Source organism: Azoarcus sp. DN11 (assembly GCF_003628555.1).
Taxonomy (GTDB): Bacteria; Pseudomonadota; Gammaproteobacteria; order Burkholderiales; family Rhodocyclaceae; genus Aromatoleum.
Map to the genome: position 1 here is coordinate 2,189,379 of NZ_CP021731.1, position 25,581 is coordinate 2,214,959.

23 protein-coding genes are annotated in these 25,581 nt (G+C 68.8%); 11 read left to right on the plus strand and 12 right to left on the minus strand.

Features of this window, described 5'->3' with window-relative positions; translation table 11 throughout:
* Nucleotides 1-33: 33 nt before the first annotated feature.
* The 11 genes from CDA09_RS09970 to CDA09_RS10020 all read left to right on the plus strand — a co-directional run bounded on the left by CDA09_RS09970 (nt 34) and on the right by CDA09_RS10020 (nt 11,663).
* The gene (locus tag CDA09_RS09970) at nt 34-1,215 is read left to right on the plus strand and encodes a CaiB/BaiF CoA transferase family protein (protein ID WP_164844399.1); all 1,182 of its coding nucleotides are present in this window, start codon (nt 34-36) and stop codon (nt 1,213-1,215) included.
* Between the two features lie 31 nt (nt 1,216-1,246).
* Nucleotides 1,247-2,455: a CaiB/BaiF CoA transferase family protein gene (locus CDA09_RS09975; RefSeq protein WP_164844400.1), complete on the plus strand. Its 1,209-nt coding sequence runs from the start codon at nt 1,247-1,249 to the stop codon at nt 2,453-2,455.
* A gap of 19 nt (nt 2,456-2,474) precedes the next feature.
* Nucleotides 2,475-3,395, plus strand: coding sequence for an enoyl-CoA hydratase-related protein (locus CDA09_RS09980; RefSeq protein ID WP_121428484.1), 921 nt, complete (start codon nt 2,475-2,477; stop codon nt 3,393-3,395).
* A 13-nt stretch (nt 3,396-3,408) separates the two neighbouring features.
* A complete protein-coding gene (locus CDA09_RS09985; protein WP_121428485.1) occupies nt 3,409-4,572 on the plus strand; it encodes a thiolase C-terminal domain-containing protein in 1,164 nt (387 codons plus the stop codon).
* Between the two features lie 20 nt (nt 4,573-4,592).
* Nucleotides 4,593-5,018, plus strand: a complete 426-nt coding sequence (locus CDA09_RS09990; protein WP_121428486.1) for a Zn-ribbon domain-containing OB-fold protein — start codon at nt 4,593-4,595, stop codon at nt 5,016-5,018.
* A 127-nt stretch (nt 5,019-5,145) separates the two neighbouring features.
* Complete coding sequence (locus tag CDA09_RS09995) at nt 5,146-5,925, plus strand: enoyl-CoA hydratase-related protein (RefSeq protein WP_121428487.1); 780 nt, start codon at nt 5,146-5,148, stop codon at nt 5,923-5,925.
* A gap of 41 nt (nt 5,926-5,966) precedes the next feature.
* Entirely contained in the window at nt 5,967-6,941 is a 975-nt protein-coding gene (locus CDA09_RS10000) for an amidohydrolase family protein (protein ID WP_121428488.1), read from the plus strand.
* 10 nt (nt 6,942-6,951) lie between these two features.
* Complete coding sequence (locus CDA09_RS10005; RefSeq protein ID WP_121428489.1) at nt 6,952-7,674, plus strand: EthD domain-containing protein; 723 nt, start codon at nt 6,952-6,954, stop codon at nt 7,672-7,674.
* Between the two features lie 19 nt (nt 7,675-7,693).
* Nucleotides 7,694-8,887 (plus strand): MFS transporter, encoded by a 1,194-nt coding sequence (locus CDA09_RS10010; RefSeq protein WP_121428490.1) that lies wholly within the window; start codon nt 7,694-7,696, stop codon nt 8,885-8,887.
* 206 nt (nt 8,888-9,093) lie between these two features.
* Nucleotides 9,094-9,603: a nitroreductase/quinone reductase family protein gene (locus CDA09_RS10015; protein ID WP_164844401.1), complete on the plus strand. Its 510-nt coding sequence runs from the start codon at nt 9,094-9,096 to the stop codon at nt 9,601-9,603.
* 62 nt (nt 9,604-9,665) lie between these two features.
* Nucleotides 9,666-11,663, plus strand: a complete 1,998-nt coding sequence (locus tag CDA09_RS10020) for an oxidoreductase (RefSeq protein WP_121428492.1) — start codon at nt 9,666-9,668, stop codon at nt 11,661-11,663.
* Nucleotides 11,664-11,681: 18 nt separating this feature from the next.
* Here CDA09_RS10020 and CDA09_RS10025 read toward each other — a convergent pair whose 3' ends face one another.
* The 12 genes from CDA09_RS10025 to CDA09_RS10080 all read right to left on the minus strand — a co-directional run bounded on the left by CDA09_RS10025 (nt 11,682) and on the right by CDA09_RS10080 (nt 25,564).
* Nucleotides 11,682-12,881, minus strand: a complete 1,200-nt coding sequence (locus CDA09_RS10025; RefSeq protein ID WP_121428493.1) for a CaiB/BaiF CoA transferase family protein — start codon at nt 12,879-12,881, stop codon at nt 11,682-11,684.
* A gap of 158 nt (nt 12,882-13,039) precedes the next feature.
* The gene (locus tag CDA09_RS10030; protein ID WP_121428494.1) at nt 13,040-14,296 is read right to left on the minus strand and encodes a CaiB/BaiF CoA transferase family protein; all 1,257 of its coding nucleotides are present in this window, start codon (nt 14,294-14,296) and stop codon (nt 13,040-13,042) included.
* Between the two features lie 15 nt (nt 14,297-14,311).
* Nucleotides 14,312-16,720 (minus strand): xanthine dehydrogenase family protein molybdopterin-binding subunit, encoded by a 2,409-nt coding sequence (locus CDA09_RS10035; RefSeq protein WP_121428495.1) that lies wholly within the window; start codon nt 16,718-16,720, stop codon nt 14,312-14,314.
* Nucleotides 16,721-16,740: 20 nt separating this feature from the next.
* Nucleotides 16,741-17,235: a (2Fe-2S)-binding protein gene (locus tag CDA09_RS10040; RefSeq protein ID WP_121428496.1), complete on the minus strand. Its 495-nt coding sequence runs from the start codon at nt 17,233-17,235 to the stop codon at nt 16,741-16,743.
* A 29-nt stretch (nt 17,236-17,264) separates the two neighbouring features.
* Entirely contained in the window at nt 17,265-18,140 is an 876-nt protein-coding gene (locus CDA09_RS10045) for an FAD binding domain-containing protein (RefSeq protein WP_121428497.1), read from the minus strand.
* Nucleotides 18,141-18,257: 117 nt separating this feature from the next.
* The gene (locus CDA09_RS10050) at nt 18,258-18,953 is read right to left on the minus strand and encodes a nuclear transport factor 2 family protein (protein WP_121428498.1); all 696 of its coding nucleotides are present in this window, start codon (nt 18,951-18,953) and stop codon (nt 18,258-18,260) included.
* A gap of 114 nt (nt 18,954-19,067) precedes the next feature.
* Nucleotides 19,068-19,898 carry an enoyl-CoA hydratase/isomerase family protein gene (locus CDA09_RS10055; RefSeq protein WP_121428499.1) on the minus strand — a complete coding sequence of 277 codons (831 nt, stop codon included), beginning with the start codon at nt 19,896-19,898 and terminating at the stop codon, nt 19,068-19,070.
* 216 nt (nt 19,899-20,114) lie between these two features.
* The gene (locus tag CDA09_RS10060) at nt 20,115-21,038 is read right to left on the minus strand and encodes a TIGR03619 family F420-dependent LLM class oxidoreductase (protein WP_121428500.1); all 924 of its coding nucleotides are present in this window, start codon (nt 21,036-21,038) and stop codon (nt 20,115-20,117) included.
* A 58-nt stretch (nt 21,039-21,096) separates the two neighbouring features.
* The gene (locus tag CDA09_RS10065) at nt 21,097-22,317 is read right to left on the minus strand and encodes a CaiB/BaiF CoA transferase family protein (RefSeq protein ID WP_121428501.1); all 1,221 of its coding nucleotides are present in this window, start codon (nt 22,315-22,317) and stop codon (nt 21,097-21,099) included.
* 14 nt (nt 22,318-22,331) lie between these two features.
* Nucleotides 22,332-23,564 carry a CaiB/BaiF CoA transferase family protein gene (locus tag CDA09_RS10070; protein WP_121428502.1) on the minus strand — a complete coding sequence of 411 codons (1,233 nt, stop codon included), beginning with the start codon at nt 23,562-23,564 and terminating at the stop codon, nt 22,332-22,334.
* Between the two features lie 16 nt (nt 23,565-23,580).
* Complete coding sequence (locus CDA09_RS10075; RefSeq protein WP_121428503.1) at nt 23,581-24,366, minus strand: DUF2889 domain-containing protein; 786 nt, start codon at nt 24,364-24,366, stop codon at nt 23,581-23,583.
* Nucleotides 24,367-24,400: 34 nt separating this feature from the next.
* Complete coding sequence (locus tag CDA09_RS10080) at nt 24,401-25,564, minus strand: acyl-CoA dehydrogenase family protein (protein WP_121428504.1); 1,164 nt, start codon at nt 25,562-25,564, stop codon at nt 24,401-24,403.
* Nucleotides 25,565-25,581: the final 17 nt, after the last annotated feature.

Below are 25,581 nucleotides of genomic sequence, written 5' to 3' on the forward strand. Positions count from 1 at the left end.
CTCCGACTCCCGAATTCGTCACGAGGATTTCCGATGAGCCGCGCTCTCGACGATGTGATCGTACTCGACCTGACCCGGCAGTTCTGCGCCTCGCTGTCGGCCGCCTTCCTGGCCGACTTCGGCGCCCGCGTGATCCGCCTCGACCTGCCGCCGGTGCGCGAATCGAGCGGCGGAAGCTGGAACCACGAGGCCGACCTGATCCACCGCAACAAGGAGAGCCTCGCGCTCGATCCGGCGAGCGCGGACGGTGCCGAACTGCTGCGAGATCTGGTCGCGAAGGCGGACGTGATCGTCACCGACTGGCAGCGCGACGAACTCGCGGCGCTCGGCATCGACTACGACGCCGCGGCCGCGCTGCGCCCCGACATCGTCTTCGGCCGCATCTCCGGTTTCGGCCCGCAGGGGCCGGACGCCGACCTGCCGCCCATCGACGAACTCGCCGCGGCGCGCACCGGGATGATGCCCATCCTCCCGCAACCCGGTCAGCCGCCGATCTACACCGGCGCCGGCGCGATGCACGCGACGGTGATGCTCGCCTTCGGGGTGGTCACGGCGCTGCTGCATCGACAGGGGACGGGCGAGGGGCAGGCGGTAGATGTCTCGCTCTTCGGCGCCAACATGTACGGTGCGGCGCTCGACATCCAGGCCTTCCTCGCGATCGGCGAGGGCGAGCGTTTCATCACCCCGATCTCGCGCCTCGACGTGTCGAACCCGATGTCGGGCTCCCTCTACCCCAGCGCCGACGGCCGCTGGGTGACGCTGACCATGCCAGATACCGACCGCTGGTGGCCGGTCTTCTCCGCCGCGGTCGGCATCGCCGCGGACGACGCGCGCTTCGACACCCACGACAAGCGCACCGAGACGAACCGCCTCGAACTCATCCGCGAACTGGAAGCGGCCTTCCAGCGCGAACCCGGCAGCCACTGGCGCCAGGTGTTCCAGGAAAAGCAGATGTCCGCCGACGTCATCGAGCGCTTCGATTACCCGGCCAACGATCCGCAGGTGCTCGCCAACCGCTACATCCTCGAACTCGACCACCCGAGCTTCGGCGCAGTGAAGAGCCTAGGCTTCCCGATCTTCCTGAGCGACAGCCCGGCGCGCCTCGAACGGCTCGCCCCCTGCGTCGGCCAGCACACCGCGCAGATCCTGCACGAGCTGCTGGCCTATCCCGAAGACCGCATCCACGCACTCCGCGCCGCCGGCGTGGTGGCCTGACCCGAAAACCCAGCGCGAACGGAGAACGCCCGTGGCGAAAGCACTCGAAGGAATCCGCGTCATCGACCTCACCGTGTGGTTCCAGGGGCCGGTGTCGGCCCAGTACCTGGCCGATTTCGGCGCCGAGGTCATCAAGGTGGAGCGCCCGCAGGGCGGCGACCAGGGGCGCGGCGTGCGCTCGATCAAGTCGCTGCCGGTGGGCGACTGGAACCAGTACTTCCTCGTCATCAACCGCAACAAGAAGAGCATGGCGATCGACCTCAAGACCGAGGCCGGGCGGGGCATCCTGTACCGGCTGGTGGAGAAGTCGGACGTGTTCCTGTCCAACCTCGCGCCGGAGATGCTGGAGGCGTGGGGGCTGTCGTACGAGAAGCTCTCGGCGATCAATCCGAAGCTCGTGTACGCGACCAATACCGGCTACGGGCGCTTCGGCGGCGTGTCGAAGCCGTCCTTCGACATGACGGTGCAGGCGCTCACTGGCGCGATGGCCCGACTCGGCGAACCGGGCGAGCCGCCGGTGTACCTCGGCATGGGCTCGGGCGACGCCTATGGCGGCATCATGTCGGCGCTGGGCATCGCGCTGGCACTGTACCAGCGCCGCCGCACCGGGCGCGGGCAGTACCTCGATGCGTCGCTGTACGGCGCGCAACTCTTCCTCGCGGCGCCCTGGCTGCAGGCCTTCCTCGCCGGCAACGCCGACGCCGCGCTGCAGCACTCGCGCAAGCAGGTCGAGAACCCGTTGTGGAACCTGTACCCGACCGCCGGCAAGTGGGTCTATCTGTGCGAACCCAACGAGGACGCGCGCTTCGCGGCCCTGTGCCGTGCGCTGGATGCGCCGTCGCTGCATGCGGACGCGCGCTTCGCAACTGCCGCCTTGCGCGCCCAGCACCACGAGGCGCTGATCGACGCGATCGAAACCGTCACCCTCCAGCGCGACCACGACGCGCTGATGCGCGGCTGCGTCGCCGAAGGCGTCGTCGCGAGCCCGGTGAACAACTTCGCCGACGTCGTGCGCGACGAGCAGGCGTGGCGCAACAACTACTTCATGAAGGCGTATTGCGAGGAAGTGCAGCGCGAGGTCGACGTGCGCGGCCTGCCGGTGACGCTGTCGAAAACCCCGGGCGAGATCCACTGCCTCGGTCCGCAGCTGGGGCAGGACACCGAGCTGCTGCTGATGGACCTGCTGGGCTACGAGTGGGACGAGATCGAAGCGCTGAAAGCGCAGCGCGCCATTCCCTGAGCCATCCGGAGATGAATTGATGATCAACGAAAACGTGCCGGCATCGGCGTGGAGCGAATGGTGCGCGGTTGCAGGGGAAGGGCTCGACGACTTCGTCGAGATCCTCTACGAGAAGAAGACCCATCGCGAACTGGGCGGCGGGGTCGCGCGGATCACGCTGAACAAGCCCGAGAAGATGAACACGCTAACGCTCGCGACCGTCGACGAGATGTTCCGCGCCTTCTATGATGCCAACCACGACCCCGCGATCGGCGTGATCGTGATCGCCGGCAAGGGCAAGCACTTCGGCGCGGGCGGCGACGTGGAGTGGGAGCGCTGGGGGCTGCGCGAGGCCTTTTACAACCGCTACCCGCACAACCGGCTGATGCGCCTGTCGCGCAAGCCGATCATCGCCCAGGTGCAGGGCTACTGCATCGCCGGCCACAACCACATGGCCTACTGCTGCGACTTCACGATCGCCGCGGACAACGCGATCTTCGGCCAGGCCGGGCCGCGCGTGTCCTCGCCGGCGGACGGCTTTTTCGTGCCGTATCTGACCAAGGTCGTCGGCGCGAAGAAGGCGCGCGAGATGTGGATGCTGTGCCGCAAGTACAAGGCGCCCGAGGCGCTGCAGATGGGCCTCATCAACACCGTTGTGCCGCTGGCCGCGCTGGAGGCGGAAGTCGATCGCTGGTGCGAGGAGCTGCTCGCCGTGAGCCCGGGCTGCCTGGAGGTGCTGAAGGCCGCGTTCGACCAGGAAATGGACGGCTACAAGGAGTCCTGCGTGACCTCCGCGGCGATGTATCCGGACTGGTTCGACATGCCCGAAGGCAAGGAGGGCGGTGCGGCCTTCCTCGCCAAGCGCAAGGCGCGCTTCTGGGACATCCGCCAGCGCGAAGCCGAGGCGCGGCGCGGCTTGCTCGCCGGCTACGAGGCGCAGCACGCGCCGGCCGCCGAGTAGGGGAGGCGCGACGATGTTCAAGGACAAGGCCTGCATCGTGGGCGTCGGCGAGACGCCCTTCTGCCGCAAGCCCGGCTCGGGCCTCTCGGAGATGGGCATCCAGCTCAAGGCGTCCCTTTCGGCACTCGAGGACGCCGGGCTGAAGGCGGCGCAGATCGACGGCATCTTGCCTTTCCCGAATGTCGGCAAGGCAGAAGCCTTCGCCGCGAGCCTGGGCTGCGAGAACCTGCGTTTCGCGGCCACCCTGCACATGGGCGGGGCTGCGCCGGTTGGTTCGTTGCGCATGGCGGCGATGGCGGTCACGAGCGGCGCGGCCGATTACGTGATGGTGCCGGGCGGCTGGAACGGCTACTCCGGCGCGCGCGTGCGCGAGACCGCCGCCAACGACGTGAATTCCATTCCCGGCGGCGAGATCGCGCGGGACTTCTACCTGCCCTTCGGCCTCACCGCGCCGCCTCAGTGGTACGCGCTGATGGCGCGCAGGCATATGCACGAATACGGCACCACCGAGGAACAGCTCGGCGCCGTGGCGCTGGCGATGCGCAAGCACGCACAGCTCAACCCGGCCGCCGTGATGCACGGCAAGCCGCTGACGATGGCCGACTACCTCGCCTCGCCGATGATCTCCTCGCCCTACCGCCTGCTCGACTGCTGCGTCGAGACCGATGGTGCTGCGGCTTTCATCGTCACGACCGTCGAGCGCGCCCGCGACCTGCGCCGGAAGCCTGTCTACGTCATGGGGGCGGCGGCGGGCCAGCCGTATCCGGCCGACGAGATCACCAATCGCGCGGATTTCCACCGCACCGGGCTCACGAATGCCGCGCCGGAAGCCTTCCGCATGGCCGGCGTCACGCCGGCCGACGCCGACTTCGCGCAGATCTACGACTGCTTCACCTTCGAGGTCATCCAGCAGCTGGAGGAGGCGGGCTTCTGCAAGCGGGGCGAGGGCGGCGCCTTCGTCGAGCACGGCGGTATCGAACTGGGCGGACGCCTGCCGGTGAATACGCATGGCGGGCTGCTCTCGCAGGCGCACGTGCTGGGCATTTCGCACGTCGTCGAGGCCGTGCGCCAACTGCGCGGCGAAGCCGGCGCGCGGCAGGTTGCGGACGCCGAGATCGGCGTCGTCACCGGGTGGGGCGACTTCGGTGACGGCAGCATCGCCGTCCTGCGTCGCTGAACAGTGTTCGGAGAAGCGCCATGAGCGAAAACGCGATGCCTTACGACAAACCCTTGCCTAGTCTCACGGGCCTGCACGGCGAGTTCTACGCCTGGTGCCGTGACCGCGAGCTGCGCTTCCAGCGCTGCACCGGCTGCGGACGCTACCGCCACGTTCCGCGCGACATCTGCGCGCACTGCAGCTCGATGGAGTGGGAATGGGCCCGTTCCAGCGGGCGGGGCACGGTGTTCACCTGGACCGAGGTGGTGCGCGCGCTGCATCCCGCCTTCGCGGCCGCGACACCGTACGCGCCGGTCGTCGTCGAGATGGAAGAGGGCGTGCGCCTGCTGTCGCGCGTGGTCGATTGTGCCGCCGGCGAACTCGCCATCGGCATGCCCGTCGAGGTCGATTTCCTGGAAGTCGGCGATGCCGTGACGCTGCCCGTTTTTCGCCGTTCAGTTCTGTAGGGCGCATTAGGCGATAGCCGTAATGCGCCGAATGTCGAACGCCCATGCGGCGCAATGCGCTTCGCTTATTGCGCCCTACGAATCAGCCAACGATTCAATCATCTGCAACTGAGTTTAGGAAAAAGTCATGGATTTGAACCTGCCCGCCAGCCTGAGCTACGAGAAACGCGGCCGTATCGCCATCATCACGATGAACCGGCCCGAGGCGATGAATTCGCTGACGAAGGAGATGCTGATCGGCCTGGAAGCCGCCTTCGAGGACTACAACAACGACCCGAATCTACGGTGCGCGATCTTCACCGCCACCGGCGACCGCGCCTTCTGCACAGGGCTCGACCTCAAGGTCGCGCTGCCGGCGCTCAACGAAGGCGATGCGCTGGGCTACGAGGATCCGGCCAAGCGTCCGTTCCAGAACGTCTACAAGCCCATCGTCACCGCGGTGAACGGCGTGTGCGTCGCGGGCGGGCTGGAATTCCTGCTCGGCACCGATATCCGCATCGCCGCCGAGCACGCGAAATTCGGCCTCGCCGAAGTGCGCTGGGCGGTCGTCCCGGCGGGCGGCTCGCATGTGCGCCTGCCGCAGCAGATCCCGTGGGCGATCGCGATGGAGATGCTCCTCACCGGCAACACCATCGACGCGCAGCGTGCGTACGACATCGGCCTCATCAACAAGGTCGTGCCCGCCGATCGCCTGCTCGACGAGGCCCTGGCCTACGCCGAACGCATCTGCGAGAACGGCCCGCTGGCGGTGCGCACGGCGAAGGAGATCGCGCTGCGCGCGCTCAACAACGAGCCGGCCTTCGTGCTCGAGAAGACCATGTCGGCGCGCGTGTTCGCGTCGGACGACGCCCGCGAGGGCCCGCGCGCCTTCGCCACCAAGACCAAACCGGAATACGTCGGCCGCTGATCCGCCGCACCCCCACGAACCCAAGGGAAGGAGACCGCAGCATGAGCAAGGATTACTTCGTCGCAATGACCGAATTCCACTTCATGAACCTGCAGACCATGAGTGAGATCGGCTACTACCCCGGCATGCAGCAGTTCCACGACAGTGTGAACGGCGTGCTGCGCGCGTGGGCCGGCCGCGACCTCGACAGCGAATGGCCGCAGCCGATCGCGAGCGAGCTCATCAAGTACATGGACCAGACCAGCGTCGACGTCGCGTTCTGCCTGCGCGAGCCGATGATGGACATCACCGGCGGCGTTGTGTCGATGTCGACCAACGGCTTCATGCTGCAGCAGATCGAGCCCTATCCCGAGCGCATGTACCTGGAGGCCAACGTCGGCCCGGTCATCAAGCGCGGCATCAAGCACGCCAACTGGGAACTCGAATACCTGGTGAAGGAGCGCGGCGCGAAGCTGTGCAAGCTCTACACGCCCGAGGATGACGGCCCGCTCAACGACAGGCGCCTGTGGCCCTTCTACGAGAAGGCCGTCGAGCTTGGGGTGCCGCTCACCGTGCATACCGGCATGAGCTACGTCTGCCCGCAGCCGAGCAGCCACTGCCATCCGTCGCAGCTCGACGACGTGATGCTCGCCTTCCCGGACCTGAAGATCATCGCCTACCACGCCGGCTGGCCGCATTCCGAAGAGCTGATCGGCCTGTGCGGCAAGCACAAGAACCTGTACCTGAGCCTCTCGGGCATCATCGGCTGGTTCCAGCGCGCCCCCTACCGCGGCTACCACACCATTGGCACCGCGCTGCAGTGGATGAGCTCCGAGAAGATCGTGCTGGGCTTCGACCTGCCCTTCGACGACCTCAGCCGCATCGTCGACTACATCAAGAACCTCGACATGCCCGCGGAGCTGCAGGAGAAGTGGGGCTACGCGCAGGTGACCGAGCAGGACAAGGCCAACATCCTCGGCCTCAACCTCGCGCGGCTGACCGGCATCGAGCCGAAGAAGCGCGCCCCGCTGCGCTGAGCGACCGGCGATGGAAAAGGTCATCTACGCGCTGTGGCGCGCGGACGGCACGGGGCGCGACGCCTTCGCCGAACGCCTGCACGGCGAACTCGCACCCCGGCTCGTCGCGCTCGGCGCGCTGGGGGCGCAGCTCAACGTCGCCGACGCGGCGGCGGACGGCGCGGCGCCCACCCTGCAGGCGCTGCGCACGCCGATGGACGCCTTCGTCTCCGTGTGGCTCGACTCGGCCAACGACGCGCTGCGCAAACCCTTCGACGCGGCGGTGGCGGCGGTGTGCGGCCGCTACGCCGCCTGGCTCGTGACCGAATCGCGGCCGATGCGCAACATCCGCCACCTGCCGGCGCCGGGCGAACGCACGCCCGGCTTCGCGCAGGTCGCGCTGTTCCGCCGCCCGCCGCGCATCGAGCGGGAGGCCTGGCTGGAGGTGTGGCTCGGCTCGCACACGCAGATCGCCATCGACACGCAGGACACCTTTCTGTACGTGCAGAACGTGGTCACGCGCGCGCTCACCTTCGATGCGCCGCCCTACGACGCGATCGTCGAAGAGGGCTTCCCGCCCGAGGTCGTCGGCAACCTGCACGCGTTCTACGACGCGGTCGGCGACGAGGAGCGCTTCCGCGCCAACGTTGCCGCGATGCGGGAGAGCTGCGAGCGCTTCATCGACATGGACAAGATCGATGTCGTGCAGACCAGCCAGTACGTGCTGATGCCGCCGCGCGGCGGGTCGGGTTAGCGGGGGCCGGGGTGGCGGTTTGAGCGAAGGGCGCCTCGTCGCGGTGCTGCGCGCCGCGCACATGACGCATCTGATCGACTTCATGGTCATGCTGCCGCTGGGCGCGCAGTTCATGGCGGCCTTCCATGCGTCACCCGCGGATCTCGGGCGGCTGGTGTTCGCCTACACGGTGAGCGCCGGCGTCTCGGGCCTCATCGTCAGCGCCGTGATCGACCGCTTCGACCGCAGCCGCGTGCTGCGCGCCGTATATGCCGTGTTCATTGTTTCGCTCGTGGTCACGGCCACTGCCGGCAGCCTCGACGCGCTCGTCGTGGCGCGCGTGGTCGCGGGCATCTCGGGCGGCGTGCTCTCCGCGCTGATCCAGTCGGTCGTCGCGGAAGTCGTCGCGCCCGCGCAGCGTGCCACGGCGATCGGCCGCGTCATGAGCGGCCATGCGCTGTCTGCGGTGATCGGCGTTCCGGCGGGGTTGTGGGTCGCCGCGGCGCTGGGCTGGCGGGGGCCCTTCGTCGCCGTGCTGGCGATCGCGTCGGTGGTCTTCCTCGGGCTGGGCCGCCACCTGCCGCCGGTGCCCGCGCGGCGTGGCGGGCGCGACGCCGCCGCCGCGGTCTCGCTGCGGCAGGTGCTCGCGGGCCGCGCCCTCGGCGGCCTGTGCCTGACCTTCCTCGTCACCGCGTCCTGCTACGCGGTGATCGCCTACATTGCGCCGTACTGGCTCAGGAACGTCGGCATCGCGGAAGCGCGGCTGCCCTGGCTGTACCTGCTCGCCGGCGCCATCAGCTTCTTCACGACGCCGCTTTCCGGGCGGCTGGCGGACCGCCACGGGCGCTTCCCGGTGTTCATGGTGACGACCCTGCTGTCGACGGCGGGCATCCTGCTGGCCACCCACGCCCCCGCGCTCGCCCTGCCGGCGGCGCTCGCCGTGAGCAGCCTATTCTTCGTGACGGTGTACGCGCGCTGGGTGCCGACCGTCGCCCTGCTCGCGGAGCTGCCGCCGCCCCCGGTGCGCGGCGCCTTCATGATGCTCAACGGCGTCACGACCCAGCTCGGCATGGGGGCGGGGGCGATGTTCAGCGGTGAGCTGATCGAGATCGGCGCGGACGGCCGGCTCGCCGGCTTCGGCACGGTCGGCATCGTCGCGGCGCTGCTGTCGCTTGCTGGCATCGCCGTCGCGCGCGTCATTACCTATTCGAATACCAAAGACCGTTCGGGCTGAGCTTGTCGAAGCCCTGCCAATGCCCTTCGACGGGCTCAGGGCGAACGGAGGCACGTAAGCCGGGTGTGCAGCGTCTGATTCCCCGGCGCACACCCTGTCCGCAAATGAAATGCGAACGGCCGTATCGGAAGTCCTGCCGCCGCAAGCCTTGCAGGCGGCCTCACTACACTGGACTGCAGGTCGATCAGCAAAGGAATCCGCACAAAATGAATCGCGACAACATGGTGAAGCCGGACTACATGTCCGACGAAGAATGGCAGGCCATCAAGGACGCCACCGCCTCGCTCGAACGCATCCGCGGCGACGCCAAGGCCGACGTCCAGCGCTACCTCGCCAACCCCGACGGGTGGGCCTCGGGCAAGGGGTCGCCGTCCGGCTTCCCGACGCTGCTGCTCACGGTCATCGGCCGCAAGTCCGGCGAGCCGCGCACCACGCCGCTGGTCTTCCTGCAGCACGGCAAGGACGTGGTCGTCGTCGCCTCGCTGGCCGGGTACGACCAGGCGCCTACCTGGTATCTCAACGTCACGGCCAACCCGAACTGCTGGGTGCAGCTGGACCGCAACAAGTCCGCCGCCGTCGCGCGCGACGCCACCGACGAGGAGCGCAAGGCCCTGTGGCCGCGCCTCACCGCGTTGTTCCCGCCGTGGGGCTTCTTCCAGCAACAGACCCACCGCCCCTTCGGTATCGTCATGATCTCGCCGACCGGGCCCGCCTGAGCCCGCAGCGCGTCGTACCCCCCGGCCAACTGTTCCGCCGCCTTCCCGTGGAGACGCCCGTCATGAGCAACGCGAATTTCGAACACCTCTTCAAGCCGCTGCAGGTCGGGCCGATGCGGGTGCCCAACCGCATCTGCGAGACCACCAACACCATCAACTCCTCGCGCGCGCCGGGGCTCATCGACGAGCACTTCATCGCCCACCATGGGGCCAAGGCGAAAGGCGGCACGGGCTGGATCGGCAGCGAGACCTGGCTGCTCAACGTGCCGCTGCCGCCGGGCGCGCCGGACGAAATCTCGCTGAAAGGCGGCTTCGGCTCCCGCTTCGCCGCGCATCAGAATCCGGCCTTCCTCGCAGGCTGGAAGCGGTTCGTCGATGAGATCCACAGTCACGGCGCGGTCGTCGTCGTGCAGCTCACGCACCTCAACGCGCTGTGGTCGCCGTCGCCGGTGCCGGTCGTGGGCGCGCAGGACTACACGCCGCACGTGCTCGGCGAGGCCGAGATCGAATTCCTGCTCGACGGCTACGCCGAGGCCGCCGCGGCGGCGCAGGCGAGCGGCGCGGACGCGGTGGAGATCCACTGCGCGCATGAAACCGTCGGCTACAGCTTCCTCTCGCCGGTCACCAACCGCCGCACCGACCGCTGGGGCGGCGGCCCGGCCGAGCGCATCCGCTTCGTCGTCGAAGCGCTCAGGCGCGTGCGCGAACGGGTCGGCAACTCCATGGCGGTCGGCATCCGCGTCAACGGCCAGGAATCGCGCGAAGGCGGCTACGACAACATGCAGCTGCGCGAGATGCTGTACCACATCGGCGAGACCGGCCTGCTGGACTTCGTCGACCTCGATGTCGGCCACTGCTGGGGCGCGCCGTCCTACGTGCCCTCGTCCTATCACCCGCACGCCGAATACCGCGAATTCGGCAAGGCCGCGCGCGCCGACCTCTCAGACCTCGATCCGAAGATCGCGGTGCTGTTCACCGGCCGCATCAACGACCTCGTTCTCGCCGAGGAGCTCATCAAGGGCGGCTTCTGCGACCTCGTTGGCATGGTGCGCGCTGGCATCGCCGATCCCGAGTTCGCCAACAAGGCGAGGGAGGGGCGACTGGGCGAAATCCGCCGCTGCATCGGCTGCACGCGCTGCATCGACGAAGCGTCCGAGCCGGCCTACATCCCCTACACGCCGACCTGTTCGATCAACCCGACGATCGGCAACGAGCTGCAGTGGGAAGCCGACTTTCGCGCCGCCGACCAGCCCGGCCATGTCGTCGTGGTGGGAGGGGGCGCAGCAGGCTGCGAGGCTGCGCGCATCGCCGCCTTGCGCGGCCATAAGGTCACGCTGCTGGAGCAGGGCAAGCGTCTCGGCGGGCAACTCCTCCTCGCCGCCAAGGCGCCAGGGCGCGATTCCTTCGAGGATCAGGTCTATTTCGAGGAGAACGCGCTCGCGCGCCTCGGCGTCGACATCCGTCTCGAAACTGCCGCCGACCTCGGCGCCGTGAAGGCCCTGCAACCCGATGCGGTCGTCGTCGCCACCGGCTCGCTGCCGCGCGTACCGGACAACGTGCCGGGTATCGAGCTGCCGCACGTCGTGCAGGGCTGGGACGTGCTGCGCGGCAAGGCGAAAACCGGCCAGCGCGTCGCCATCGTCTCGCAGGAGGACTACTACCAGACCCCCTGCGTCGCCGAATACCTCGCCGAGCAGGGCAAACAGGTCGAGATCTTCCACAAGTCCGTGCATCTCGCCACCGAAGTCGCGCGCTACTCCATCGGCATGGTGCTGAAGCGCATGGAGCGCTGCGGCGTGAAGGTGCACCCCAACCTCATCGTCCGCCGCATCGCGCCGGACGCGCTCGAATTCGTCTCGAGCTGGGGTGACCAGACCTACCGCATGGAAGGCTTCGACAGCGTCGTGCTGATGTACGGCTCGGTGCAGCAGCCGCAGCTCTACGAGGCGCTGAAGGGGGACGGCAGCGTTGCGCAGGTGTTCATCGCGGGCGGTGCGTGGGTGCCGCGCCGGCTGGCGGAGGCGACCCGGCACGGGGCAGCGGTGGGGATGATGATCTGAGCCGGGCGGGGCGGCGCGCTAGATCGCCCCTGCCGACCGCAGCGCGGCGATGGCCGTCGCGTCGTAACCCAGCTCGCCCAGTACGCTGTCGGTGTGCTCGCCCAGCGCTGGTCCGATCGTTTCCGCACCGCCCGGTGTAAGCGAGAGTCGGGGCACGACGCCGGGCATGCGGCACTCGCGCCCGCCGGGCAGGGTCACCGACTGCAGCATGTCGCGCGCAAGGAATTGCGGGTCCGCGAACATGTCGGCGACCGAATAGATGCGCGAGGCGGGCACCTCGGCAGCGGCGAGGGCGGCCAGCACCGCGATTTCGTCGTGTTGGGCGACCCAGGCGTCGATCAACGCATAGAGCTCCTCGCGCCGCGCGTCGCGCCCGGCGTTGTCTGCCAGCGTGGGATCCTCGGCCAGATCGTCGCGGCCCATCGCCAGCATCAGCCGGCGGAAGATCGCGTCGCCGTTGGCGCCGATCGCCACGTGCTTGCCGTCGCGCGTGGTGTGCGTGTTCGACGGCGTGATGCCCGGCATGATGTTGCCGGTACGTTCGCGCACGAAGCCGAAGACGTCTAATTCCGGCACCAGCGACTCCATCATCGCGAACACCGCTTCGTACAGGGCCACGTCCACGACCTGCCCACGGCCGCCATTCACTTCCTTGTGGCGCAGCGCCATCAACGCGCCGAGCGCGCCCCACAGCGCGGCGATCGAATCGCCGATCGAGATGCCGGTCTTCACCGGCGGGCGGTCCGGAAAGCCGGTCACATAGCGGAGCCCGCCCATCGACTCCCCGATCGCGCCAAAGCCCGGCTGCTGGGCGAGCGGCCCGGTCTGGCCGAAGCCCGACAGCCGCAGCATCACGAGTCCGGGGTTGATCGCCGACAGCGCCTCCCACCCCAGGCCCAGCTTCTCCAGCACGCCCGGGCGGAAGTTCTCGATGACCATGTCGGCTTCGGCGACGAGCCGGCGCACGACCTCGACGCCGTCCGCGTGCTTGAGGTTCACCGTCACCGACTTCTTGTTGCGCGACTGCAGGTACCACCACAGCGACGTGCCTTCGTAGAGCTTGCGCCACTTGCGCAGCGGATCGCCACCGTCAGGCGATTCGATCTTGATCACCTCCGCCCCGAATTCCCCCAGGATCCGCGCCGCAAAGGGCCCGGCGATCAGCGTACCGAGTTCGACGACCTTGATCCCGGCGAGGGGTTTGGCGGTGGGGCTCATTGCGAAGGGTTCCTCGTAGGTGGGCCGAAGGTGCTCGGCGGAATGCGCAGGGTAACCGCATTCCTGCCGGGGCGCGGCGGGCAAAACGTACGAGGACGACGGCGCAGTGGCGGACCGGGTCTTATCGAGCGACCCGGTTCCCGCGTCGCGCCGACCGCTCAGGCCGTTTTGCGCGCCTGGCGGGCTTCGCGCCGGCGGCTCATGTCGGCGACGTCGGCGACCAGGCCTTCGCCGATCAGGGCATCCACATCGCCGTTGGCGTAACCCAGTTCCCCGAGGATTTCCCGCGTGTGTTCGCCCTGCATGGGCGGGTGGCGGGTGATTTCGCAGGGGGTGCCGTAGAAGCGGATCGGGACGCCGGTGAGGTCGAGGCGGCCGAGGACGGGGTGCTCGACGGGCACGATCATGCGGTTGTGCAGGATCTGCGGATCCTTGACGACGTCCTCGACCTCGTTGATCGGCGCGGTGAGGACGTCGGCGGCGACGAGCTTGTCGACGAGTTCGGCGCGGTCGAACTGGCGCGTGCATTCGGCCATCACGCGGTCGAGCTCGTCCTCGTTGGCGAGGCGGGCGTGGATGTCGTGGAAGCGAGGGTCGGTGTCCCAGTCGGTGCCGAGCGCGCGGCACACCTTGGCGAAGAACTTCTCGCCCGGGGTGGTGATGACCACGTGCTTGCCGTCGCGCGTCGGATAGACGCCGGAGGGGGCGAAATACAGGCTGCGGTTTCCGGTGCGCTTGGGGCGGTCGCCGGTGGTGAGCCAGGTGCCGATGGAGCTGGCCTGGGCGTGCATCAGCGCGTCGAGGAGCGAGACCTCGATGCGCTGGCCTTCGCCGCTGAGTTCGCGCGCGCGCAGGGCGGCGAGCGCCGCGTTGCTGACGAGGAGCGAGGTCATCACATCCACGGCGGGGAAGCCGGTGCGCACGGGTTCGCCCTGAGGATCGCCGTTGAGCGTGAGCACGCCGGTGTAGCCCTGCGCGAGGAAGTCGATGCCGGGACGGCCCGCGTAGGGGCCGTCGGCGCCGAAGGCGGTGACGCGGATCCAGATGATGCCGGGCTTGTGCTTTTTGACCTGCTCGTAATCGAGGCCCAGTTTGGAGAGGGCCGGTTCGCGGATGTTGGTGACGAGGATGTCGGCGGTGGCAGCGAGGCGGGCGAAGACGGCTTGCGCCTCCTCGCGCTGCAGGTCGAGCACGAGGTCGCGCTTGCTGCGGTTGAGGCTGAGATACGGGCCGCGCTCCTCGCCGCGCTGGGGGCCGAGGTGGCGGCTCTCGTCGCCGTAGTGCGATTCGATCTTGATGACGTCCGCGCCGAGGTCGCCCAGCAGCGTGGCGCCGTAGGGGCCGGCGAGCATGGTGGAGAGGTCGAGGACGCGCAGGCCGGCGAGGGGGCCTTGGCTGAGGTCGGGTCGGGACATGCGTTTGGCTTCCTGTCAGGCTTGTTCGTGCAGCAGTTTCCACAGCCGCTGCGGCGACGCGGGGGTCTCGCGGCATTCGAGGCCGAGCGGTGCGAGGGCGTCGTTGATGGCGCACAGCAGTGCGGCCGGGGTCGTGTGGATGGCGCCTTCGCCGCAGCCCTTGGCGCCGAGCGGTGCGACCGGCGAGGGCGTGACGAGGTGGTCCTTCACCGTCATCGGCACCTCGTGGATCGTCGGCACGAGGTAGTCGACGAAGGTGCTCACGAGCGGCTGGCACTGCGGGTCGTACACGTATTCCTCGTACAGCCCTGCGCCCACGCCCTGCGCGACGCCGCCTTGCAGCTGGCCCTCGACGTTGGCGGGATTGAGGCGCGTGCCGCAGTCATCGACGATGTAGTAGCCGAGGATCTTCACCTGCCCGGTGCAGCGGTCGATCTCGACCTGCACGACGTGCGTGGCGTTGGCGGCGGTGAGGTAGCTGCGGCAGCGGCCCTGGTCGTCGGGCTGGTTGCGGTTGGGCGACACCCACACGAAGCTCGCCTCGGGGCAGGGTTCGACGCCGGGCGGCAACAGGTCGCTGCGCGAGAGCATCAGGCCGGCGACCTCCGCGATGCTCATGCCGTGCTCGGGCGCGTGCTTCATCTGCAGGCGGCCGTTGAAGAGCTCGATCTGCCCGGGCTCGGCGTGCATGACGTGCGCGACGACGCGGCAGAAGGTCTGGCGCAGCTTGTCGCAGGCGCCGAGGATGGCGCCGGTGACGGCGACGCCCAGCCGGCTGCCGCCCTGGCCGAAGTGCGGCAGCGCAACGTCCGTGGACGCGGTGGTGACCTTGACGCTGTTCATGTCGACGCCGAGGTAGTCCGCGACGACCTGCGCGGCGACGGTGAATTGCCCCTGACCCTGCAGGTTGAAGCCAACCGCGACGGTGACATTGCCGAAGACATCGACGGCGACCTTCACCCCTTCGGGCACGCCGACGCCGGGCACCCCGACGGTGGCGTAGGCGTTCCAGTCGAAGACGCCCGGCTCGACCGTGCTGACGACGCCGATGCCGACCAGCCGTCCCTCGGCGCGCGCCTGCGCCTGCGTCTCGCGCAGCGCCCGGTAGTCCGCGAGTTCGAGGACGCGGTCGAGCACCGCGGCGTAGTTGCCGCTGTCGTACTCGTTGCCGCTCGGCACGGTGTAGGGGAACTCGTCAGGCCGGATGTAGTTGCGGCGGCGCAGTTCAGCCGGGTCGAGCGCGAGTTCGCGCGCGGCGACGTCCATCAGCGATTCGAGGACGAGGTTGTGCGGCGGGGGACCGTAGCCGCGGTAGGGGTAGGTGGGCGCGCGGTTGGTCGCGACGAGGGTGAGGTCGTAGAAGGCCGCCTCGATGCGGTAGTTGCCGGTGAAGGCGGCGAGCGGCTTGGCCGCCGAGATGGTGCCGTAGCCTTCGGCGCCCGCGCCCTGGTCGTCGACGAGGCGCACCTTGAAGCCGGTGACGGTGCCGTCGGCCTTCACGGCGAGGGCGGCGTCGTAGTAGCGGTCCCACGACTGTCCGCCGCCGGCGAGCAGGTACTCCATGCGGTCTTCGATGTATTTCACCGGCCGGCCGCCGCTCTTGCGCGACAGCAGCGCGGCGATGTCGGTGCCGCGCGGGCCGCCCTTGCCGCCGAAGCCGCCGCCCTGGGCGTGGCTGATGATCCTGACCTTGTTGGCGGGCAGCCGCAGCGAGGCCGCGCGGCCGATCGCCATGAAACGCGGGGTCTGGTAGGCGCCGCGGCAGGTGAGGCTGTTGTCGGCGAGGTCCCACTGGCAGATGCAGCCGAAGGTTTCGGTGGGGTTGGCGCCGACGCGGTTCCAGCGGAATTGGCGGCTGACGATGCGGTCAGCGTCGGCGAAGATGCGGTCAACCTCGCCCCAGGTGTAGGTACGACTCTGAATGACGTTGGTGCCGCGGTTCTCGAAGACGAGCGGGGCGCCGGGGGCCATGGCTGCGTCGGGGTTTGCAACCGGGGCGAGCAGTTCGTAGCAGACCTGGATCAGTTCGAGGGCGTCTTCGGCGATGTAGCGGCTGCTGGCGGCAACGGCCACGACCGGTTCGCCGACGAATCTCACCTTGCCGACGGCGAGGCAGGTGTTGCCCCAGCCTTCCGGGGCGGTGAAACAGGGATCGCACCAGCGCGCGACGTCGTCGCCGGTGAGGACGGCCTCCACGCCCGGCAGCGCGAGCGCGGTACTCGCGTCGATGCCCGTGATGCGGGCGTGCGGATGCGGGCTGCGCAGGATGGCGCAATGGAGCATGCCCGGCAGGGACAGATTGTCGATGAACTCGACGGTGCCGGAGACGAGGGCGGGGTCTTCGATGCGATTGACGGCCTTGCCGATGAAACGCGGGGCATCGGTCGGCAGTTGGTCGCTGCGGGTGGGGATATCGAACGCCATGGGTATCTCCGAAGGCCGCGTCAGGCGGCGGAGGCCGACTGGAGGCGGCGCGCGGCGAGGCGCACCGAGTCGAGAATGCTCTGGTAGCCGGTGCAGCGGCACAGGTTGCCGCCAAGGGCTTCCTTGATCTCCTCGTCGCTGGGGTCGGGGTTTTCGCCGAGCAGTTCGAGCGTGGTCATGATGAAACCGGGCGTGCAGAAGCCGCATTGCAGGCCGTGCGCATCGACGAAGGCCTGCTGGATCGGGTGCAGCTGGCCGGTTTCGCGGTTGCGCAGGCCTTCGACGGTGATGATGTCGGCGCCGTCGGCCTGCACGGCGAGCGTCAGGCAGGCGCGGGCCGAGCGGCCGTCGATGAGGATCGTGCACGCGCCGCAGATGCCGTGCTCGCAGCCGACGTGGGTGCCGCCGAGGTGCAGTTCGTGGCGGAGGAAGTCGGCGAGCGTCAGGCGGGCTTCGACTTCGCGCTCGTAGGACTTGCCGTTGACGGTGAGACGGATGGTTTGCCGGGTGCTCATGGGAGTCCTCGTGCCGTGGATCAGGGTGTTCAGTGCGCGCGCGCAGCGGCTTCTGCCAACGCCCGCTCGATCAGCGTGCCGACGAGGTGGCGCCGGTAATCGGCGGATGCGTGGATGCAGCTCATCGGATCGGCGAGCGCAGCGGCTGCAGTGGCGCCCGCGCGGGCGAAGCTTTCGCCGTTCGGGACGGCGCCGCGCAGCGCCTCTTCCGCTGCGGTCAGGCGAACGGCCGTCGCATCCACGCCGAAGGCGGCGATGCGCGCATCGGTGCAGCGGCCGGCTTCGAGGCGCAACGTGAGGGCAACGCCCGCGAGTGCGAGATCGCCATTGCGCCGCGTGATCTCCTGAATGGCCCAGCCGCTTCCGGTTGGCAGCACCGGCATGCGAACCTCGGTGAGGATTTCTCCCGGTTCGAGCGCGGTGGTCATGTAGGTGACGAAGAACTCGTCGGCCGGGATCACGCGCTCGCCGTCCGGGTCGGCCGCGACCATCTGCATGTCGAGGACGAGCGCGACGGCGGGGTATTCGGAGGCCGGGTCGGAATGGGCGAAGGAGCCGCCGACCGAGCCGCGGTTGCGGATCTGCTGGTGGCCGACGAGGCGCGTGGCGGCATGGAAGAGGGGCTGCTTCTCGCGCACGAGCTCGGACAATTCGGCCGCGCGCTTGCTCGCCATCGCGCCGATCGCGATATGGCCGTCCTGCAGGCGGATGGCGTCGAGGCCGGGCACGCGGGCGAGGTCGACCAGCGCGTCCGGGCGGGCCACGCGCATCGCCAGCATCGGCATCAGGCTCTGCCCGCCGGCAAGGATCTTGGCGTCGCAGCCGTCGCCGTCGAGACGCGCAAGGAGCGCCACCGCGTCGGCAAGCGAGGTCGGGGCGTGGTAGTCGAAGGGTGCCGGTTTCATGGCGCGGACCTCGGGAGTCGGGTGGAACGTTGAGCGTCAATCTATTCGCGGACGGAAATACCCGCATCACCTATACGTGTGATCGGGCCGCCGCCGGAACGGCAAGCGTCCTTCCGATCAATGTTGCGTTGCTGCCGGAGGCGTCGGAGTGCTGGCGGGCGCAGTGGCGACCGGCGTCTCTTTGCCGTCGCGGCACAGGCCGTCGCCGTGGCAGTGGCGCGCCACCTTGCGGCCGTGCTCGGCGAGGTAGTCGACAGTCACGTTGGGCAGCTTGTCGAGCTTCTCGACGATCTCGTAGTGGCGCTTGTATTCGGTGCTTCTGAGCAGCCACTTGCCGTCCACCTTCACGTAACGGTCGTGGTAGAAGGCGGTGCCCGTCGTGTAGAGCTTCTCGCGCAGGTTGTAGAAGTTGTCGTGCAGGTACCAGGTGCCTTCGGCTTCGGTCGGGCTCAGCAGGCGGATCTCGGGGTGGTGGCCGTTGTGCTGGGCGATCACTTCGCTGTTGAAGTTGTTGCCGATCGCTTCGAGGTACTGCTCGCGGCCGGCGAGCTTCCATTCGTAGCCTCCGCCGATGAAATGCACCGTGACATCGGGGTGCATGAGGCTGCGCAGGAGATCGAGGTCGGCGCTGTCGATGCCGCGGAAATAGGCGTGCTTGAGCATGCGGATGTCCTCGATGTCCTTCAGGGCCTGCACTTCGGCCTGAAGGGTCTTGAGCTGCTGCGCCAGGTTGTCGGCGGCAGGCGGTGCGGCGGCGAAGGCCGGCGTGGAGAGGAGGAACGCGGCCAGGGCCGCTGCGGCGAGTCTGCTCATGTCAACTCCGTGTCAGGGCGTCCGTACGCCGGGTGGCGACGGGCAGTGTTGGCTGGGGTTGGCCATGAATGCGATGGGGCCGGCGCAATCTTCGTTGTGCTCGGCCGGTCCTGCTCAGATGCCGCGATAAACCGGCTTGCGCTTTTCGAGGAAGGACTGCGTGCCTTCCTTCGCGTCGAGCGACGAGGCGACGATGACGCCGGCGATGCCTTCGTAGTCGAGCATCTGTTCCAGCGTCGCGGTCTGGCCCATGTAGATCATGCGCCGCGCCATGTCGACGGCGACGCTGGCGCGCTGGGCGAGCGTCTTCGCATAGTCGAGGGCGGCGGCGAAGCTCGTGCCTTCGGGCACCAGTTCGTCGATGAGGCCCATCGTCTTGCACTCCTCGGCGCGGAACGTGCGGCCGGTCTCGACCATCATCAGCGCGGTCGGCAGCCCGACGATGCGCGGCAGGAACCACGACAGGCCGCAGTCGGGCGCGACGCCGACGTTGGTGAAGATCGCGGACATCTTCAGCGTGGAGTCGGCAAAGCGCCGGTCGCAGACCATCGCATACGCGAGCCCCGCGCCGACGGCGTGGCCGTGCAGCGCGGCGACGATGGGCTTGTCGACGGCGATCATCTGCCGCGTCGCATCCATGAACGGCCCGCCCGGCGTCTTGCGCTGCGATCGCGGGATCGGGCGCGAGGCGTCGGACGTGCCCGGCATCGGCCGGTCGCTGTCGCCGGAGATCCAGTCGACGTCGCCTCCGGCGCAGAACGCGCGCCCGGCGCCGGTGAGCACGATCGCGCGTACCTCATCGACGTAGCGCCAGCGGTAGAAGACCGTCGCGAGCTCTTCGGCCAGCTCCCAGCTCAGGGCATTGAGCTTGTCCGGGCGATTGAGGGTGACGATCCCGACGTTGTCCTCGATGCGGGTGGTCAGATATTTGTATGTTTCTGGCATGGGGTGCCTCCGGTGTTCGTGAAGTTGTCCCGGCCATCAATTACGCGAACTTGCGTCGGTGTCCGGTTCCTCCCCCTTCAAGGGGGAGGTCAGGAGGGGGATGGGTTTCTGCGCCGAGTGTTCAACCCATCCCCACCCCAACCCTCCCCTTGAAGGGGAGGGAGCGGCAGTGCGGGTAAATGAATGCAGCGCGATGTATGTCGGATTTGACGGTTCTTACCTAAACTGCGGAATAATTTCCTTGTCATGCCACTCGATCCATTCGAGGCACTGCTCGAAGGTTTCCAGCTTCGGCGGCATGACCTGCACGGAGGTGGCGCCGGCCTTCTGCAGGGCCTCGATCTCGCGCAGCACGCTGTCGCGGTCGGCGGAGACCTGGGTCTCGCCCTGCTCGGCATGCGAGTAGTCCTCGATCTTGTAGGCGGTGGTGGTGACGAGGATCTCGAAGCGGTCGGCCTTCGCCTCGTAGGCCGGCTGGCGCTTCATGTATTCGATGCAGCCGGGCAGGTCCTGCGCGGTGACCAGCCAGGGAATCCAGCCGTCGCCGTGCTCCGCGGCGCGGCGGATGGCGGCCGGGGAGTTGCCGCCGATGAAGATCGGCGGGTGCGGTTTCTGCACCGGCTTGGGTTCGACGAGGATGTTGTCGAACTTGACGAAATCGCCGTGGAAGCTCGGGTGCTCCGACGTCCACGCCTCCTTCAGCGCCTTCAGGTACTCGTCGGTCATCGGGCCGCGCTGCTCGAAAGGGATGCCGAGCGTTTCGAACTCGCGTTCCAGGTGCCCCACCGCGGTGCCCAGCGTGAAGCGGCCACCGGCCAGGAACTCCATCGTGCCGATCTGCTTGGCGAGCACCAGCGGATGGCGGTAGGGCAGCGCGAGGATGTAGGTGAGCATGTGGATCCGCTCGGTCGCCCCCATCAGCACCGCAGAGGCCGCGATGCCCTCGACGAAGCGCGAGCCCATCACGTCCTTCATGTCGGTGGGCATCACGATATGCTCGGGGATGGTGAGCCAGTCCCACGACAGCTGGTCGGCCTTGCGCGCGTATCGCAGGATCTCGGGGCCGCCCGCGCGCGGCTCCCACGGGGCCATGGCGGGGGGGTAGTTGTTGATGGCGGGCGTGGCGAGGGCGAACTTCATGACGTGTCTCCTGTGATGCCGGCCGGGGGCGCGCGGGGCGCCGGCGGACGGGTGTTTGTCAGTAGATGATCCGGTCGCGCACGAGGCGCTCGTAGTCGGCGTCGGGGATGCCCAGCAGGCCCCTGAACACGCGTTCGTTGTCGGCGCCGACGGCGGGGCCGGGGCGCACGTCGGGGCGGCTGCGGCTCGTCTTCACGTAGGCGCCGTAGATCGTTTCGCGAAAACCCAGCGGGTGCGTGACTTCGATGAAGGTCTCGCGCGCGCGGAAATGCGGGTCGTCGAGGAGATCGCCGACGTTGAGCACCGGGCAGGCCGCGACGCCGTGTTCCTGCAGGCGCGTCGCGAGCTCGCGGTCGTCGAAGTCGCGCGTCCACTGCGCGATGTGCGCGTGCAGGCGGTCGATGCGGGCGAGGCGCGCCGGCAGCGTCGCGAAGTCGGCCGTGGCGGCCCATTCCGGACTGCCCATCGCGGCGACCAGTCCCTGCCACTCCTCGTCGCGGCACACGGCGATGCTGATCCAGCGGTCGTCGCCGCGGCAGGGGAAGACGCCGTGCGGCGCGGCGGCGGCGACCGGGTGCTCGTTGTTCTTCGGCCCGCCGCTGCGCCCGTTCAGCGCGTAGTCCATCCACGCCGGCGCGACCATCTGCATCACCGCCTCCTGCTGCGAGAAGTCGACGTGCTGGCCCTGGCCCGTGTTGCGGCGATGGTTGAGCGCGGTGAGCACCGCGAAGGCGCCGAAGATGCCGGCGTAGGGATCGGAGAAGGCGTTTTCGACCGGGACGGGATCGCCGCCCTTGTAGCCGACGAGGCTGTCCAGCCCGGTGAGCGAGGTGAGGCTCAGCCCGTAGGTGCGCACGTGCTCCAGCGGCCCGTAGAGGCCGGCGGCGGGCATCGAGAAGAGGATGATGTCGGGCCTGGCTTCGCGCAGGCGCTCGTAGCCGAGGCCGATGCGTTCCATCACGCCGGGGCCGAAGTTCTCGACGACGACGTCGGCGGTGGCGATGAGCCGCAGCGCCAGCTCCAGCGCCTCCGGCTCCTTGAGGTTGAGCGACACCGAACCGTTGCCGGCCCAGCAGGCGTGGTTCGACAGGCTGCGGTTGGGGCCCGGAATGCCGTCGGCGAAGGGCGGCAGGTTGCGCGTCATGTCGACCCGCGCGGCGGATTCGATCTTCAGCACCTCGGCGCCGAGAAAGCCGAGGGTCTGCCCGACCACCGGCCCGGCCCAGACCCAGCCGAAATTGACGACGCGGACACCCGTCAGCGGCAGATGCTTGCTCATATGCGTTCCCCCGGTCAGATGACGCCACGCTGCGCGAGGCCGCGCACGTCGCTCGTGGTGAGGCCCAGCCGTTCGCGATAGACCTCGCCGTTGTGCTGGCCGAGGAGCGGCGCCGGGCGTTCCGGCCCGCCGGGGCAGGCGGGGAGCTTGAACGGCGCGCCGAGGTTCTTCAGCCGCCCGAGCTGCGGGTGCTCCATGTCGACGAAGTAGTCGCGCGCCTGCAGGTGCGGCTGCGCCGCGGCCTCGGCGACCGTGAATACGGCGGTCACCGGGCAGCCGGCGGCCTGGCACTTCTCCATGATTTCCATCTTGCCGTGCTGCAGCGTCCATTCGCGGATGAACTCGTAGATCACGTCGGCGTTCTGCGCGCGCGAGTACATGTCCTGGAACATCTCCAGGCTCGCCCACTCCGGGTCGCCCATGACCTTGCGCAGCCCGTTCCACTGGCCGGGTTCGAGCGCCAGCATCCATACGTGGCCGTCGCGGCAGGGCAGGATCGTGGCCGGGGCGCCGAGCGGCATGCCGACGCCGGTGCGTTTGTCGAAGCGACGCTCCTGCGCGTAGCAGCCGATGTTCTGCCCGCCGACGAATGCGGCGGCGATCGCTTCGGCGCACGATACGTCGACCTGCTGGCCACCGCCCGCCTGCTCGCGCCCATACACGGCGGCGAGTCCCCACGCCGCGGCGGTGACGGCGCCGAAGTAGTCGGCCGAGAAGGTGCCGTGCTCCAGCGGCATCTCGCCGGGGCGGCCGCAGTAGCGCGAGCTTGCGCCGGAGAGGTGGTAGGCGTTGAGGTCGTAGCCGTTCCAGCCGCTGTAGGGGCCGCTCTGGCCGAAAGGCGTGATCGAGATCACCACCAGGTCGGGGTTCGCCGCCGCGAGCGTGGCGTAGTCCAGCCCCCACGCGCGCATGCGCTGCGGCAGGTTGTTCTCGATCAGCACGTCGCTGCGTTCGAGAAGATTCAGGAACAGGCGGCGGCCTTCCGGGTGAGCGACGTTGCAGGTGATGCCGCGCTTGTTGGTGTTGTGGAAGAAGTAGAGGCCGCTCTTCTCCGGATGCGGCCGGTCGCCGGGGAAGGGGCCGGCGAGCCGCGCGGCGTCGCCTTCCGGCAGTTCGACCTTGACGACGTCGGCGCCGTAATCGCTGAAGAGCTTCGCGCAGTACGGGGCGGAGACCATCTGGCCGAAGTCGATGACGCGGATGCCGGCCAGGGCGCCGGAGGGGGCAGCACGGGAAATCGGGGTCATGGGGCCTCCGCTCGGTTCAGGGCAGGAACTTCAGCAACAGGTCGGGCGTGTGGGTGAAGTCGCGCACCGTTCCCTCGCTGCGGAAGGCGCGCTCGACGGCGCCGCTGTTGTACGAGTAGCAGGCCCCTTGCGGCATGCCGTCGGAGATGCCCGGATGCTCGGCGACGGGCTCGAAGCTGTGGCGCCGCGCCCGGGCGACGAAATACGCGCGCTGCAGGGCGACGGCCGCCTCGCGCGGCATGCCTTCGAAGGCTTGCGAGGCCCATGCGTGGAAGCCGCGCATTACCGGGCGCCCGGCGAGTTCGGGGGGGGCCGTGAGGGTGTGCGGCGGGATGTCCGGCGGCTGGCCGGCGATTTCCCAGTCATGCACCGGCACGCCGTCGCAGGCGATGCGCGCGCGGACGACGCCTTCGCGTTCGTCATCGACCGCCATGTCGTAGAGCCGGGTACTCACGCCTTCGCCCCCGTGCGCGGCGGCGTGCGCCACGGCGAGGACCGCCATGTCGTGCATGTGGGTGCAGTTGTCGCCGGGGACGAGGCGGCTGCGCAGGGTGGCCTCGTCTTCGTCCAGGCGGTGGCCGAGCGCGCGCTGCAGCGGACGGATCGCCTCGGCGCAGGTATTGAACGGGATGCGCAGCGGATCGACTTCGACGCTCGTCACGCGCTCGCCGTCGTGCCACAGGCGCAGGCGGAAGCCGTGGTTGCAGTCCTCCATCTCCACCGCGACCTCGCGCGGTGCTGCGCGTACGCGGATGCGGCGGCGGAAGGTGCCGGTGCCGTACAGGGGGTTCGGGCGGACCATGGCGGAGCCTCGTGCGGTCGGGGGGCGATGGGTGTCAGGCACTGAAGGGGTCGGGGATCGTCCGCCCGCCGTCGCGGTCGAGGATGTCGGCGGCGATCAGCCCTTCCAGGTAGCGCGAATCCCACCAGTTCATCTGCAGCTGCTTGGCGCGGCGGTAGAAGAGCTGGATGTCGTAGTCGAGCGTGAAGCCGATGCCGCCGTGCACCTGTTGCGCCATGTGCGTGACCTCGCGGAAGGCGCGGCACGCGAAGAGCTTGGCCATCGGCGCGAGGCGCTTCACGTCCTTGCCCGCGGCATGCGCCCAGGCGGCTTCCTGCACCAGCATCCTGGCGCCATCGACCACCGCGCTGGCGTCGGCCATGTAGTGCGCGAGCGACTGGAAGGCGCCGATCGGCTTGCCGAACTGCTCGCGATCCTTGGAGTACTGCACCGTGATCTCGAGCGCGCGCTCGGCGCCGCCCGCGGCCCAGGCGGCGAGCAGGATGATGCCTTCGTACATCGCGGCTTCCCACGCCTCCCAGCCCCGGCGCTCGGCGCCGACGTGGTTCTCGGAGGCGACGCGCACCTGATCGAAGTCGACGCGGTACTGCGTGTCGGACGCCATCGACTGTTGCTGCGTCAGGGTCACGCCGGGCGCCTTCGTGTCGACGAGGAAGAGGTCGATCGCATCGGCCGCTTCGCCGGTGCGTGCGAGCACCAGCAGCTGCTGCGCGGCGGCCGCGTGGAAGACGTGGCGCTTGGTACCGCTGAGCACGTAGCCGTCGCCGCGCCGTTCGACCCGCAGCTGCACGCCCTCGGGGCCGAAGCCGCCGTCCGGCTCCAGCCAGGCCGGCACGACGATGGTCTCGCCCGCCGCGATCGCGCCGAGCAGGGCGCGGCGGTAGGCGGCCTCGCCGGCATGACGCAGGGCGCCGGCGGTCATGACGGTGCTGGGGAAGTAGGGGCCGGGGGCGAGGTGGCGACCGAGCTGTTCGTAGATGACGGCGCAGTCGAGCATGTTCAGGCCCATGCCGCCGTCTTCCTCACGCACGGCCATGCCCAGCAGGCCGGTTTCGCGCATCTGCGCCCACAAGGCCTCGGGGACGCCGAGCGGGTCGTTTTCCATCTTGCGCACGACGTCCGTGCCGCAGTAGTCGGCACAGAGGTTATGGGTCATGTCGCGGAGCATGTTCTGCTCGTCGGTGAACTGCAGGTCCATGGGCAGCCTCTCGAAAA